General features: G+C 65.9%; 8 protein-coding genes. 2 read left to right on the forward strand and 6 right to left on the reverse strand.

Annotated features, from left to right (window positions below):
- Window positions 1-46 precede the first annotated feature (46 nt).
- Window positions 47-643, forward strand: coding sequence for a hypothetical protein (locus ASF80_RS07315; protein ID WP_056309347.1), 597 nt, complete (start codon window positions 47-49; stop codon window positions 641-643).
- A 215-nt stretch (window positions 644-858) separates the two neighbouring features.
- On the opposite strand, the gene rpoC is transcribed toward ASF80_RS07315, so the two are convergent.
- The 6 genes from rpoC to ASF80_RS07345 form a co-directional block, all read right to left on the reverse strand.
- Window positions 859-4,734, reverse strand: a complete 3,876-nt coding sequence (gene rpoC / locus ASF80_RS07320; protein ID WP_056309349.1) for a DNA-directed RNA polymerase subunit beta' — start codon at window positions 4,732-4,734, stop codon at window positions 859-861.
- 85 nt (window positions 4,735-4,819) lie between these two features.
- Window positions 4,820-8,323: a DNA-directed RNA polymerase subunit beta gene (locus tag ASF80_RS07325; RefSeq protein WP_056309351.1), complete on the reverse strand. Its 3,504-nt coding sequence runs from the start codon at window positions 8,321-8,323 to the stop codon at window positions 4,820-4,822.
- Between the two features lie 231 nt (window positions 8,324-8,554).
- On the reverse strand, window positions 8,555-10,264 hold the full coding sequence (locus ASF80_RS07330; RefSeq protein ID WP_056309353.1) for an ABC transporter ATP-binding protein: 1,710 nt from the start codon (window positions 10,262-10,264) through the stop codon (window positions 8,555-8,557).
- Window positions 10,261-11,226, reverse strand: a complete 966-nt coding sequence (locus ASF80_RS07335; protein WP_056309356.1) for an ABC transporter permease — start codon at window positions 11,224-11,226, stop codon at window positions 10,261-10,263. The genes ASF80_RS07330 and ASF80_RS07335 overlap by 4 nt, the downstream gene beginning before the upstream one ends.
- Window positions 11,227-11,260: 34 nt before the next feature.
- Window positions 11,261-12,265: an ABC transporter permease gene (locus ASF80_RS07340; RefSeq protein WP_056309358.1), complete on the reverse strand. Its 1,005-nt coding sequence runs from the start codon at window positions 12,263-12,265 to the stop codon at window positions 11,261-11,263.
- 86 nt (window positions 12,266-12,351) lie between these two features.
- Window positions 12,352-14,025 (reverse strand): ABC transporter substrate-binding protein, encoded by a 1,674-nt coding sequence (locus ASF80_RS07345; RefSeq protein WP_056309360.1) that lies wholly within the window; start codon window positions 14,023-14,025, stop codon window positions 12,352-12,354.
- 170 nt (window positions 14,026-14,195) lie between these two features.
- Between ASF80_RS07345 and ASF80_RS07350 the strand changes: the two genes are divergently transcribed.
- The coding region (locus ASF80_RS07350) for a sugar kinase (RefSeq protein WP_235559903.1) at window positions 14,196-14,843 on the forward strand (648 nt) is incomplete at its 3' end.

The following is a 14,843-nucleotide window of genomic DNA, read 5'->3' on the forward strand; positions in this document are numbered from 1 at the left end:
GGTCTGCCTCCCGCTCCCCCAATCCCTCCGGCGCTACGGTGAGCGCATGAACGCGCGACTCGCCGCCGGCGCTGCGGCTCTTCTGCTCATCGCCGTACTGACCGGCTGCGATCCCTCAGGTTCCGGCAGCGCTGAGCAGAGCGCATCACCTGAGCCGTCGTCGACCTCGACCCCGGACGGCACCGCGAGCCCCTCGCCCACAGCATCTCCCACTCCCACGACCGCACCGATCGCTCTGCCGACCGACTGCCGGGCGATCCTCTCGGAGGACGTCCTCGCGCAGCTCGACGGGATCCCGCTGAACGACGCGGCGTTCGGTCCGTCGGGCGTCGCGGACGACGGCACCCTCACCTGCATCTGGGCCGATCCTCGCGCCGACACCACCCGACTCGTCACCACGATCTCGCTCATGAACCGCGGGCCCGCCCTCGACATGCTGAATGCCCTCGTCGCGAACGAGGGCTTCACCTGCTTCGCCCCGGACGGCGGCACACGCTGCGAGAAGACCTGGCAGAACACGCAGTACCCCGTCACGGACGGACGCACCCTGTTCTGGCGCGACGACGTGCTGATCGACTCGCGCTACTCGAACCTCGCGCCCTCCGGCTACACCTCGAGCATCATCGCGCACCTGTTCGACTGACCCGTTCCCCTGTCCGCGGCAGGCACCCTGAACCCGGGCACGAGTTCGGATGCCGAGCACGCCACGCCAGGCTGAGGACCTCTGTGTCGGCGAGTCGCCACGCATCTCCGACGTTGTGCACGCGAGAAGCGGGACAGGACGCCTGACACCGGCATCCGGGCACGAAGAAGGCCCCGGGCGAATCGCCCGGGGCCTTCTTCTACTCACTCAGTACGTCAGTTGTACGTACCGGGCGTGATGTCGTCCGTCGAGAACGCGTCGAAGTCGACGTAACCGAAGTCGCCGTCAGCGTACGCACCATCGGATGCGAAGATCCGGTTCGGGTAGCGCTCGCTCTTGGCTTCTTCCGTCGCCTCGACCGTGACGTCGCGGTACTTCGAGAGACCGGTTCCGGCGGGGATGAGCTTTCCGATGATGACGTTCTCCTTGAGACCGACCAGCGGGTCGCGCTTGCCCTGCATCGCAGCCTCGGTGAGCACGCGGGTCGTCTCCTGGAAGGAGGCGGCCGACAGCCACGACTCCGTCGCGAGCGACGCCTTCGTGATACCCATCAGCTCCGAACGGCCGGACGCGGGGCGCTTGCCCTCTGCCACTGCCTCGCGGTTGATCGCCTGGTAGCGCTTGAGGTCGACCATCTCACCCGGGAGCAGGGTCGTGTCGGCGTGATCGACGACGGTGACCTTGCGGAGCATCTGACGGACGATGACCTCGATGTGCTTGTCGTGGATCGGCACACCCTGCGAGCGGTACACGCCCTGGACGCCACCGACGAGGTAACGCTGCACCTCGCGGGCACCCATGACACGCATGACCTCCTTGGGGTCGAGCGTGCCGACCAGGAGCGGCTGACCGACGCTGACGTGCTGACCATCCTCGACCAGAAGCGTCGCACGCTTCAGGACCGGGTAGATCACTTCCTCGTCACCGTTGTCGGGCGTCAGGATGAGCCTCTTGGCCTTGTCCGTCTCGTCGATCGTGATGCGGCCATCGGCCTCGGCGATCGGCGATGCGGCCTTCGGGGTACGAGCCTCGAAGAGCTCCTGCACACGGGGAAGACCCTGCGTGATGTCATCTGCGGATGCGGAACCACCGGTGTGGAAGGTACGCATCGTCAGCTGGGTACCGGGCTCACCGATCGACTGGGCCGCGATGATGCCGACGGCCTCTCCGATGTCGACGGTCTTACCCGTCGCGAGCGAACGGCCGTAGCACTGCGCGCAGACACCGACGGCGGAGTCGCAGGTGAGAACCGAGCGCACCTTGATGCTCTCGACGCCCAGCGCGACCAGTTTGTCGATGAGCACGTCACCCACGTCGTCGCCGGCAGAGGCGAGGACCTCGCCCTTGCTGTCGACCACGTCGGAGGCCAGGGTACGAGCGAACACCGAGTTCTCGACGTTCGCGTCGCGCACCAGCTCACCCTGCGAGTTCGGAGCGGCGATCGGGAGCTCGAGGCCCTTCGACGTGCCGCAGTCCTCTTCGCGGATGATGACGTCCTGCGAGACATCCACCAGACGACGGGTCAGGTAACCCGAGTCAGCAGTACGCAGAGCGGTGTCGGCCAGACCCTTACGGGTACCGTGCGTCGCGATGAAGTACTCCGCAACCGACAGACCCTCGCGGTACGAGGAGATGATCGGACGCGGGATGATCTCACCCTTGGGGTTGTTCACCAGACCACGCATACCGGCGATGTTCCGGATCTGCAGCCAGTTACCACGAGCGCCAGAGGACACCATGCGGTTGATGGTGTTGTCCTCAGGGAAGTTCGCCTTCATCGCGGCCTGGACCTCGTCGGTCGCCTCGGTCCAGATCTTGATGAGCTCCTGACGACGCTCGACGTCGGTCGTGAGGCCCTTCTCGTACTGGGACTGGACCTTCGCGGCCTGCTTCTCGTAGCCCGCGACGATCTCAGCCTTGTTCGGCGGCGTGAGGATGTCGCTCAGAGCGACGGTCACACCCGAGCGCGTGGCCCAGTAGAAACCGGCGTCCTTGATGCGGTCCAGCGACGCAGCCGTCTCGACCTTGGGGTACTCCTCGGCCAGCTTGTTGACGATCTGCGACAGCTTGTTCTTGTCAGCCTGCTCGCGGACGAACGGGTATCCCTTGGGAAGCGTGTCGTTGAAGATCGCCTGTCCGAGCGACGCGTCGACGAGACCGTGACGCTCGTAGCCCTCGGGCGCTTCGCCCTCGAGGAACGTCAGACCCGGGATGCGGATGCGGACCTTGGCCTGCAGGTCGAGGGTGCCCTCGTCCTTGGCCAGGATCGCCTCGCCCACCGAACCGAATGCACGGCCCTCACCGGCTGCGCCCGCCTTGACCGTGGTCAGGTGGTGCAGACCGATGATCATGTCCTGCGAAGGCAGGGTGACCGGGCGTCCGTCGGACGGCTTCAGGATGTTGTTCGACGCGAGCATCAGCACGCGGGCCTCGGCCTGAGCCTCGACCGACAGCGGCAGGTGGACAGCCATCTGGTCACCGTCGAAGTCGGCGTTGAACGCCGCGCAGACGAGCGGGTGCAGCTGGATGGCCTTGCCCTCGACGAGCTGAGGCTCGAAGGCCTGGATGCCCAGACGGTGCAGGGTGGGTGCACGGTTGAGCAGCACCGGACGCTCGCGGATGATCTCCTCGAGCACGTCCCAGACCTCGGGACGGGTGCGCTCGACGGCACGCTTGGCCGCCTTGATGTTCTGCGAGTGACCGAGGTCGATCAGGCGCTTGATCACGAACGGCTTGAAGAGCTCCAGAGCCATCTGCTTGGGCAGACCACACTGGTGCAGCTTCAGCTGCGGTCCGACGATGATGACCGAACGGCCCGAGTAGTCGACGCGCTTGCCGAGCAGGTTCTGGCGGAAACGACCCTGCTTACCCTTCAGCATGTCGCTGAGGGACTTCAGGGCGCGGTTGCCGGTACCGGTGACGGGGCGACCACGACGACCGTTGTCGAACAGTGCGTCGACTGCCTCCTGCAGCATCCGCTTCTCGTTGTTGACGATGATCTCGGGGGCACCGAGGTCGATCAGACGACGAAGACGGTTGTTGCGGTTGATCACACGACGGTAGAGGTCGTTGAGGTCGGAGGTCGCGAAGCGGCCACCGTCGAGCTGCACCATCGGGCGCAGCTCCGGCGGGATCACCGGGACGACGTCGAGGACCATGGCGGCCGGGCTCATGCCGGTCTCCAGGAACGAGTTGACGACCTTCAGACGCTTGATCGCACGGATCTTGCGCTGGCCCTTGCCCTCGGAGATCTGCAGGTGCAGGCTCTCCGCCTCGGCAGCCAGGTCGAACGCCGCGAGGCGACGCTGAATCGACTCGGCGCCCATGTAGGCCTCGAAGTACTGACCGAAGCGGTCCTGCAGCTCGTGGAAGACGTCGTCCTCGGGGCGGAGTGCCCCGACCTCGAGGGTGCGGAAGTCTTCCCACACGCGCTCGAGCTTAGCGATCGCCTCGTCGGCACCCTTGCGGATGAGCGACATCTCCTTCTCGCCGGCGTCCTTGACCTTCTTCTTCGCGTCGGCCTTGGCGCCCTCTGCCTCGAGGGAAGCGAGCTCCTCCTCCAGGCGAGCCAGGCGCTCGGCGATCTTCGCGTCGCGGCGGTCTCCGAGCGTCTTCAGCTCGAGGCGGATGTTGTTCTCCTGCGTGCCGAGGTCGCGGTGACGAGCATCCTCGTCGACCGAGATGACCATGTAGGCAGCGAAGTAGATGACCTTCTCGAGGTCCTTCGGCGCCATGTCAAGCAGGTAGCCGAGACGCGAGGGAACACCCTTGAAGTACCAGATGTGGGTGACGGGAGCGGCGAGCTCGATGTGACCCATGCGCTCACGACGGACCGAGGACTTGGTGACCTCGACGCCGCAGCGCTCGCAGACGATGCCCTTGAAGCGGACACGCTTGTACTTGCCGCAGGCGCACTCCCAGTCGCGGGACGGGCCGAAGATCTGCTCTCCGAAGAGACCGTCCTTCTCCGGCTTCAGGGTGCGGTAGTTGATGGTTTCAGGCTTCTTGACCTCGCCGTAGGACCAGGCGCGGATGTGATCCGCAGTGGCCAGGCCGATGCGAAGCTCATCGAAAGTGTTTGACTCGAGCACAAATTCTCCTGTGTAGGAATTCTTCTGAAGAAATCGGGGAGGTGGGCCGCCGACCGGGCGTGACGCTCAGTCGGCGGCCTGGACCTTAGATCTCGTCGATCGAGGCGGCCTCGAAGCGGCTGGAGATGTTGATGCCGAGCTCCTCCGCTGCGCGGAAGGCCTCGTCGTCCGTGTCACGCAGGTTGACCAGCGTGCCGTCGGCCGAGAGGACCTCGACGTTCAGGCAGAGCGACTGCATCTCCTTCATGAGCACCTTGAAGGACTCGGGGATGCCGGGCTCCTGGATGTTCTCGCCCTTGACGATGGCCTCGTACACCTTGACGCGGCCGAGGATGTCATCGGACTTGATCGTGAGGAGCTCCTGGAGCGCATAGGCGGCACCGTAGGCCTCGAGGGCCCACACCTCCATCTCACCGAATCGCTGTCCACCGAACTGCGCCTTACCACCGAGCGGCTGCTGGGTGATCATCGAGTACGGACCGGTCGAACGCGCGTGGATCTTGTCGTCGACCAGGTGGTGGAGCTTCAGGATGTACATGTAGCCCACCGAGATCGGCGCCGGGAACGGCTCGCCGGAGCGGCCGTCGAACATCTGGGCCTTTCCGGTGGAGTCGATCAGGCGGATGCCGTCGCGGGTCGGGATGGTCGCGTCGAGGAGACCTGCGATCTCCTCCTCGCTCGCACCGTCGAACACCGGGGTGGCGACCTTGGTGCCGGGGGCGGCCTCGAAGGCATCCTTCGGGAGCTTGGTAGCCCACTCGGGGGTTCCCTCGACCTTCCAGCCCTGCTTCGCGATCCACCCGAGGTGGGTCTCGAGCACCTGGCCGAAGTTCATTCGACCCGGGATACCCAGCGGGTTCAGCACGATGTCGACCGGCGTTCCGTCCGCGAGGAACGGCATGTCCTCGATCGGGAGGATCTTCGCGATGACACCCTTGTTGCCGTGACGACCGGCGAGCTTGTCACCCTCGGTGATCTTGCGCTTCTGGGCGATGTAGACCACGACGCGGCGGTTGACGCCCGAGCCGAGCTCGTCGTCACCGTCTTCGGCGTTGAACTCCTTGACGGCGATGATCGTGCCCTGCTCACCGTGGGGCACCTTCAGGGAGGTGTCACGGACCTCGCGGCTCTTCTCGTTGAAGATCGCGCGGAGCAGACGCTCCTCGGCCGACAGCTCGGTCTCGCCCTTCGGCGTGACCTTGCCGACGAGGATGTCGCCGGGGCGGACCTCGGCACCGATGCGGATGATGCCGCGCTCGTCGAGATCCTTGAGCAGCTCGGGGCTGACGTTGGGGAGATCACGGGTGATCTCCTCCTTGCCCAGCTTCGTGTCGCGGGCGTCGACCTCGTACTCCTCGATGTGGATCGAGGAGAGGGTGTCGTCCTTCACCAGGTCCTGGCTCAGGATGATCGCGTCCTCGAAGTTGTAGCCTTCCCACGTCATGAACGCGACGAGGAGGTTCTTTCCGAGTGCCAGCTCGCCGTTCTCGGTGGCGGGGCCATCGGCGATGACCTCTCCGACCTCGACGCGGTCGCCCTCGTTGACGACGACCTTCTGGTTGTACGACGTGCCCTGGTTCGAGCGGTCGAACTTGCGCAGGTGGTAGTCCTGCGTTCCACCCTCGTCGAGCATGACGGTGACGCGGTCTGCGGAGACCTCGGAGACGACACCCGGCTTCTCGGCCGTGAGCACGTCACCGGCGTCGATGGCGGTGTAGCCCTCCATACCGGTTCCGACGAGCGGCGAGTCGCTGCGGAGCAGCGGCACAGCCTGACGCTGCATGTTGGCACCCATGAGGGCGCGCTGTGCGTCGTCGTGCTCGAGGAAGGGCACGAGCGAGGTCGCGACCGACACCATCTGGCGCGGGGAGACGTCGATGTAGCCGATGTCCTCCGGGAGGAACATGTCGACCTCGCCGCTACCGCCCTTGGGGCGGGCCAGGACGTGGCTCTCGATGAAGCGACCGTTCTTGTCGAGCGGGGCGTTGGCCTGCGCGATGTTGAAGTCGACCTCTTCGGAAGCCGTCAGGTAGTCGATGTCCTCGGTGACGACGCCGCCCGTGACCTTGCGGTATGGGGTCTCGATGAAACCGAACGAGTTGATGCGCGCGAAGGTCGCGAGAGCACCGATCAGACCGATGTTCGGGCCTTCAGGAGTCTCGATGGGGCACATGCGGCCGTAGTGCGACGGGTGGACGTCACGGACCTCGACACCTGCGCGGTCACGGCTCAGACCACCGGGGCCGAGAGCCGAGAGACGGCGCTTGTTGGTCAGACCCGCGAGCGGGTTGTTCTGATCCATGAACTGCGACAGCTGCGACGTTCCGAAGAACTCCTTGATCGCGGCGACGACGGGGCGCACGTTGATCAGGGTCTGCGGCGTGATCGCCTCGATGTCCTGCGTGGTCATGCGCTCGCGGACGACGCGCTCCATGCGGGAGAGACCGGTGCGGACCTGGTTCTGGATCAGCTCGCCGACCGCGCGGATGCGACGGTTGCCGAAGTTGTCGATGTCATCGGTCGCGATGCGGATCTCGGCCTTCTTGCCCGAGCGGATGCCGGGGAAGGTCTCTTCGGTGCCTGCGTGCAGACGCACGAGGTACTTGATCGTCGCGACGATGTCCTGAACCGTGAGGACCGAGTCGGTGAGCGGAGCGTCGAGGCCCAGCTTGTGGTTGATCTTGTAACGACCCACCTTCGCCAGGTCGTAGCGCTTCGGGTTGAAGTAGAAGTTGTCCAGCAGCGCACGGGCGGCCTCGGCGGCGACCTGCTCGCCCGGACGCAGCTTGCGGTAGATGTCGCGGAGCGCATCTTCCTTCGTGACGATGGTGTCCTTCGCGAGCGTCTCCTCGATCGAGGTGTAGCCGGCGAACTCCGTGAGGATCTCCTCGCTGGTCATGCCCAGCGCCTTGAGGAACACGGTGACCGACTGCTTGCGCTTGCGGTCGACGCGCACGCCGACCTGGTCGCGCTTGTCGATCTCGAACTCGAGCCATGCACCACGGCTCGGGATGACGCGGGCCGACACGATGTCCTTGTCGGACGTCTTGTCGGGGGTCTTGTCGAAGTAGACACCAGGGGAACGCACGAGCTGCGAGACGACGACGCGCTCGGAGCCGTTGATGATGAACGTTCCCTTGTCGGTCTGCAGCGGGAAGTCGCCCATGAAGACCGTCTGGGTCTTGATCTCACCCGTGAGGTGGTTCATGAACTCGGCCTCGACGTACAGCGGAGCGGCGTAGGTCTTGCCACGCTCCTTGCACTCCTCGATGGAGTACTTCTCCGGCTCGAGGTACGGGTTCGTGAACGACAGCTGCATCGTCTCGCCGAGGTCCTCGATCGGAGAGATCTCCTCGAAGATCTCGCCGAGACCGCTGTTCTCGTTCACGTCGGTGCGGCCGGCCTTCTTGGCCTCTGCGACACGAGCCTTCCAGGCGTCGTTGCCGACGAGCCATCCGAAGGATTCGGTCTGCAGAGCGAGAAGGTCAGGGACCGTCAGCGTGTCGGAGATCTTGGCGAACGAAAGACGGGATGCTCCGCGTCCGTTCTTGGTGGTGGTGGATGTGGATGCGTTGCGAGCAGCAGCCAAGGGAATAACCTCCGTGAGCCCCGCAGGGCTTCTCGATTCCTTTGTCGTCAGGTGGAGTGTGCGCCCGAATGCTCAACGAGCTGCCGACCACCATATGAGGGCAGGGAGAAGCGAGCGCAACTACCAACTATACGCTCGATCTCGCGACATGGCAAGCTCGATCCTTGACCTTCTTCGGATGCTGCGGTAATGGCATCCGAAGAAGGTCGAGGGGAACGCGGCCGAAGGGCCTCAGGAGGCGATGTTGAGTTCGTTCCCCGGGATCGATGCCAGCAGCCGTCGCGTGTACGGGTCCCGCGGATTCGTGAAGATCTCCTCCGACGAGGCCGCCTCCACGAGCGATCCGTCCTTCATCACGCACACGTAGTCGCTGATCAGTCGCACCACCGCGAGGTCGTGCGAGATGAACAGATAGCTGAGCCCGTACTCGGTCTGCAGATCGCCGAGCAGCTTCAGGATCTGATCCTGCACCAGCACGTCGAGCGCCGAGACCGGTTCGTCGCACACGATCAGCTCGGGCGAGAGAGCGAGCGCTCGCGCGATCGCCACACGCTGACGCTGGCCTCCGGACAGCTCCGACGGGTAGCGCCGCAGCATCGACTGCGGCAGGGCCACGTCGTCGAGCAGCTGACGGACGCGCTTGCGCCGGTCTGCGCCGCTCCCCCGCTTGTAGAAGTCCAGCGGTTCGGCGATCAGCCGCTCGATCGTGAACATCGGGTTCAGGCTCGAGTACGGATCCTGGAAGATCGGCTGCACCTTCTGACGGAAGTCCCGCGTCTCGGCTCTACTGAGCGAGGCGATGTCCTTGCCCTCGTAGCGGATCAGCCCGCTGGTCGGCTCGATGATCTTCAGCAGCATCCGCGCCGTGGTCGTCTTGCCGGAACCGGACTCGCCCACGATCGCGACCGTCTCGCCTCGCGGGATCGCAAGGGACACGTCGTTCACCGCGACGAAGTCCTCCTTCTGCCCCCGCACCGGATAGACCTTGGTGAGGTTTTCGATCTCGACGATGTTGTCGGCCGTCGACGGAGCATCGCCCGCCTCCGCATCCTCCGACGCCCCGGCATCCGAGGGACCCGCCGGGCGATCCTCCACCTGGAAGGCCTCGGGGCGCAGACGCGCTGCGGCCACCGACGGCGCCGCCTTCACGAGCGACTGGGTGTACGGATGCTGCGGATCCTCGAGGATCTGCTTCGCCGGCCCCTGCTCGACGACCTTGCCGCGGTGCATCACGATGACGCGCTCCGCCCGCTCGGCCGCGAGTCCCAGGTCGTGGGTGATGAGCAGCACGGCGGTGCCGAGCTCCCGTGTCATCTCCCCGATCTGATCGAGGATCGTCTGCTGCACCGTGACGTCGAGCGCGCTGGTCGGCTCATCCGCGATCAGCAGTCGCGGCTTGCACGCCAGACCGATCGCGATCAGCGCGCGCTGACGCATGCCGCCGGAGAACTCGTGCGGATACTGCTTCGCACGCTTCTCAGGGTCGGGCAGGCCCGCGGCGGTGAGCGCTTCGACGACCTTCTCCTGCACGTTCTGCCTGGTGGCGAGTCCGTGTGCGAGCAGGGTCTCGGCGACCTGGGTGCCGATCTTGGCGACCGGGTTCAGGTTCGACATCGGGTCCTGCGGGACGAGCCCGATGTCGCGACCGCGGATCATCCGCAGATCGTGCTCGGGCGCATGGGCGATCTCGCGGCCGTCGAGGCGGATGCTGCCGGCGGCCACACGGCCGCCTCCGGCGAGCAGGCCGATGATCGCCATCGCCGTCGTCGACTTGCCCGATCCCGACTCCCCCACGATCGCGACGGTCTGCCCCGGCGCGATCTCGAGATCGACGCCCTCGACCGCGTGCACGACGCCGTCCATGGTGGCGAAGTCGACGGCGAGTCCCTCGACCGACAGAAGAGGCGCGTTCGGATTCTGATTCACTTTCGCAGCGTTCATCGTGCTCTCGTCCTCGGGTCCATGGCCTCGCGCAGCGCTTCACCGAACAGGGTGAAGCCGAGCGCGGTGACCGCGATGCAGATACCGGGCAGGAATGCCAGCCACGGCGCGATGGCGAGTTCCGCCTGCGCATAGGTGAGCATGCGCCCCCACTCGGCCGTCTCGGGGCGACCGCCGCCGAGACCGAGGAACGACAGCGCCGCCGCATCGATGACGGCGGTGGCGAGCGTCAGCGTTCCCTGCACGATGACCGGGCCGATGGCGTTCGGCAGCACGTGCGACATCGTGATCTGCCCGCGGCCCAGACCCAGGGTCTGCGCCGAGAGCACATAGTCGCTCGATCGCTGCTGCAGCATCGACGCACGCAGCAGTCGGGCGAAGATGGGCACCTGCGATGCGCCGATCGCGATCATCACCGCGAAGGGCGTCTGACCGAGGATCGCCGCGATCGAGACGGCCAGCAGCAGGTTCGGGACCGACAGGATGATGTCGACGACACGCATGATGACCGTGTCGACCCAGCCGCCGAAGGTGCCGGCGAGCAGCCCGAGGATCATTCCGCCGACGAGTCCCAGCGCGGTCGAGATGACGCCGATGAGCAGCGACGCCTGTGCACCCCAGATGAGCTTGGAGAGCACGTCTCCGCCGAAGCGGTCGAGTCCGAGCGGGAACTCGGGGATCTCCCCCGGGCCGGGGATGTTGGTGGGCGTGATGTACTTCGCCCCGGGGAGCGCGGTCTCGGGGTACGGGGCGAGGATCGGTGCGAGCACCGACACGAGGATGAACACCAGGACGATGCCGGCGCCGATCCAGGCGGTGGGGTTGCGACGGAGGCGGCGGAACACGTCGCGCCAGAATCCGCCAGGCCCCTCTTTGAGGCCGGCCTGGTTGACGGCGACGGTGTCGACGACCGAGCCGCTCGCCGCAGACGGGCCCTGTGCGGGTGGGAGCGAGATGGTCATGACGCGACCCCCTTTCGGAGAACGAGACGGGTCATCACTGCACCCGCACTCTCGGATCGATGAAGCTGTACGACACGTCGACCGCCAGGTTGATCAATGCGTAGGCGATCGCGATGAAGATGATGAACCCCTGGAGCACCGGGAAGTCCCTCGTGAAGATCGCCCTCGCGAGGAACGAGCCGATGCCGGGGAACGCGAAGACGGTCTCCGTGAGCACGGCGCCCGATATCAGCAGACCGGTCTGCAGGCCGATCGTGGTGATGACCGGCAGCATGGCGTTGCGCAGGATGAACCGGCTGCGCAACGTCGAGGCTCCGACGCCCTTCGCCCGGCCGGTGCGGACGTAGTCCGCGTTCTGCACCTCGAGGACACTCGCCCTCGTGATGCGGACGATGATCGCGAGCGGGATCGTGCCGAGCGCGAGCGCCGGGAGCACGAGATGCATCAGCGCATCCCACGACGCATCGAACTCGCCGGTGATGATGCCGTCCCACACGTAGAAGCCGGTCGGATGGGTGGCGTCTATTCGAGGGTTCTGTCTGCCGTCCGAAGGCAGCCATCCCAGCTGCACCGCGAAGACGTATTTCAGGATGAACGCGAGGAAGAACACCGGGATGGTGATGCCGACGAGGCTCAGGACCACGGAGGCGTGGTCGGTGAACTTGCCGTGACGGCGGGCGGCCCAGTAGCCGAGAGGGATGCCGACGCCGATCGCGAAGATGAGCGCCACGACGCTCAGCTCGATCGTCGCGGGGAAGCGACGGAAGAACTCCTCCGTCACGGGCCTGTTGGTCTGGATCGAGGTGCCGAAGTCGCCCTGCAGAAGGCGTCCGACCCAGATGAAGTACTGCTCGATGATCGGCTTGTTGAAGCCGTAGAGCTCGTTGACCCTCGCGATGGCATCCGGAGTCGCCTTCTCGCCGAGAAGAGCGACGGCCGGGCCGCCAGGGAGGGCCCTGACCCAGGCGAACAGCAGGATGCTGAGGCCGATCAGGGTGGGAATGAGGAAAAGCAGTCGCCTGCCGATGGTGCGCAGCAAGAGGTCTCCGTTGATCAGAAGGTACGCCGGTCCCGGGCCTCCGCGGCGAGCGCGGAGACCCGGGTGGGCATCTCAGTCGGTCAGACCTACTTGGTGAGGACGATGTCCGTGAAGACCTCGTCGTTCACCGGGCTGGCGGGGTAGCTCTCGACGCGCGGGTCGAACGCCAGCGTGGGCGCCGGGTGCGCGAGAGGAACGCCGGGGATGAACTGAGCGACCATCTCGTTGATCTCCTCGTAGAGGGCCGTCTGGTCCTCGAGGTTGGAGACGCCGCGAGCCTCGTTCAGCTTCTGGAAGAGCTCCGGGTTGTCGAAGCCCCACTCGGAGCTCTGCTGGCCGAAGAACACGCCGACGAAGTTGTCGGTGTCGTTGTAGTCGCCGGTCCAGCCCAGCAGGTGGATGCCGTGGTCGGACGTACCGGTGGTGCGGTCGAGGTACTCGACCCACTCCTCCGAGACCGGGGTGGTCTCGACGCCGACCTCGGAGAGCTGCGACGACAGGACCGTGAAGATCTGCTCGGGGTCCGGCATGTACGGACGCGAGACGTTGACCGGGTAGTTGAAGGTGAGCTTCAGCGGGTTGGCCTCGTCGTAGCCGGCCTCGGCCAGCAGGGACTTCGCCTTCTCGGGGTCGTAGTCGTACGTCGTGACGTCGGGGTTGTACCCGTTGACGGTGTCGGGCACGAACTCGATCGCCTTCTCTGTGCCCTCAGGCAGGACCTGGCTGATCAGCGCGTCCTTGTCGACCGCGTACGAGAGCGCTTCGCGGACCTTCGGGTCCTGCAGCTCGGGGATGGCCTGGTTGAACGCGAGGTACAGGATCGTGAACGGAGGGCGCGACACCATGGTGAAGCCGTCGTCCTCGAGCGCCTGGGTGTCGGCGGGGCCGACCAGGTCGTAGCCGTCGATCGAGCCGGACTCGAGCGCCTGACGACGCGCGGTCGGGTCGTCGATCGTGCGGAAGATGATCTCGTCGATCTGCCCCGCGTCACCCCAGTAGTCGCCATAGGCCTTGAGCGAGACCTGCTCGCCCGGCGCCCACTCGTCGAACTGGTACGGGCCGGTGCCGACGGGGTGCCCCATCGCGTACTCGGACAGCACCGGCGCCTCGGCGGAGCCGCTGACGTCGTCGGCGCCGAACTCCTGCAGGGCCGACGGGCTCTGCATCGCGAACGACGGCAGCGACAGCGATGCGACGAAACCGGCGAACGGCTTGTTCAGGTCGATCGTGACGGAGTAGTCGCCGTCGGGCGTGCACGACTTGTACACGGCGTCGGCGGGGTTGTCGGCGTAGCCCTTGAAGAGCTTGTTGTAGTAGTAGCCGAAGGCCTCGGACGCGGCGAGACCGGTCCAGTTGAACCAACGGTCGAAGTTCGCGCACACCGCTTCGGCGTTGAACGGCGTGCCGTCGTGGAAGGTGACGTCCTCCTTCAGTGTGAAGGTGTGGCTCATGCCGTCTTCGGACGACTCCCACGACTCGGCGAGGAGCGGGGCGGGGTCGGCGGTGCCTGGTTCGGTGCCGACGAGACCCTCGAAGATCTGACGGGAGACGCGGAAGCTCTCACCGTCCTGGGCGAATGCCGGGTCGAGGCTCGCGGGGTCCGACGACGCGGCGAACACGAACGTGCCGTCCACATCTCCTGAGCCCTCGGAGCCGTCGTCGCCGCGCTCGCTGGCGACGCATCCCGAGAGGACCAGCGCGGCGAGCGCTGCTCCGGTGACGGCGATGAGTCCTCGCCGACGCATGACTTTATGGTGCATTGTGTGACCTTCCTGTCGAGCGCTGCAGTGCGCGTTCCGGAGGCGTCTTCGACTCCGGAAACGGTGATGCCCTCGACGCTACCCAGTGGGTACACCGTTGCAAAACACCTCCAGGTTGCATTCCTGTTACGGATGTTCGGCAGCACGGCCGATCCGGTAATCTCCAGAACGTGCCAGACACGTCTCCCCTCGCCGTCTGCGTCGGCGAGGGCCTGGTGGCCCTCGTCCCCGCCACCGCCGCCCCTCTCGAGGACGTCCGGACCTTCCACCGCTCCCTCGCCGGAGCGGAGTGGAATGCCGCGATAGCCCTCGCCTCTGCGGGCATCCGCACCGCGGTCGTGTCCCGGGTGGGCGACGACGGATTCGGTCGCTTCCTCACCGCCGAGCTGCGCAGGCATGGGGTCGACGACACCGCCGTCGAGGTGGATCCGGAGGCTCCCACCGGCCTCTACGTGAAGGAGTTGTCACCTCGGCCCGACGGGTCGGTCGACGGGACCATGCACTACTACCGATCCGGTTCTGCGGCGGCAGCGATGTCACCCGCGACGCTCGCCACTTCCTCTGCATCCGAGTTGATCTCGGAGGCGGCGCTCGTGCACACCTCGGGCATCACCCCCGCCCTCTCCGAGACGGCACGGGCAGCTCAGGATGCCCTGTTCGACGCCGAGCGGGAAGGACGTCTGCTCAGCTTCGACGTGAACTGGCGCCCTGCTCTGTGGCGGGGGCGCGAAGCCGAGGGGCGGGCGGCGATCTCGGGTTACGTCCGCCGCGCCGACGTCGTCTTCTGCACGCAGCCGGACGCCGAGGCCGTGTTCGGC

The sequence above is a fragment of the Microbacterium sp. Leaf159 genome, assembly GCF_001423615.1.
Classification (GTDB): Bacteria; Actinomycetota; Actinomycetes; order Actinomycetales; family Microbacteriaceae; genus Microbacterium.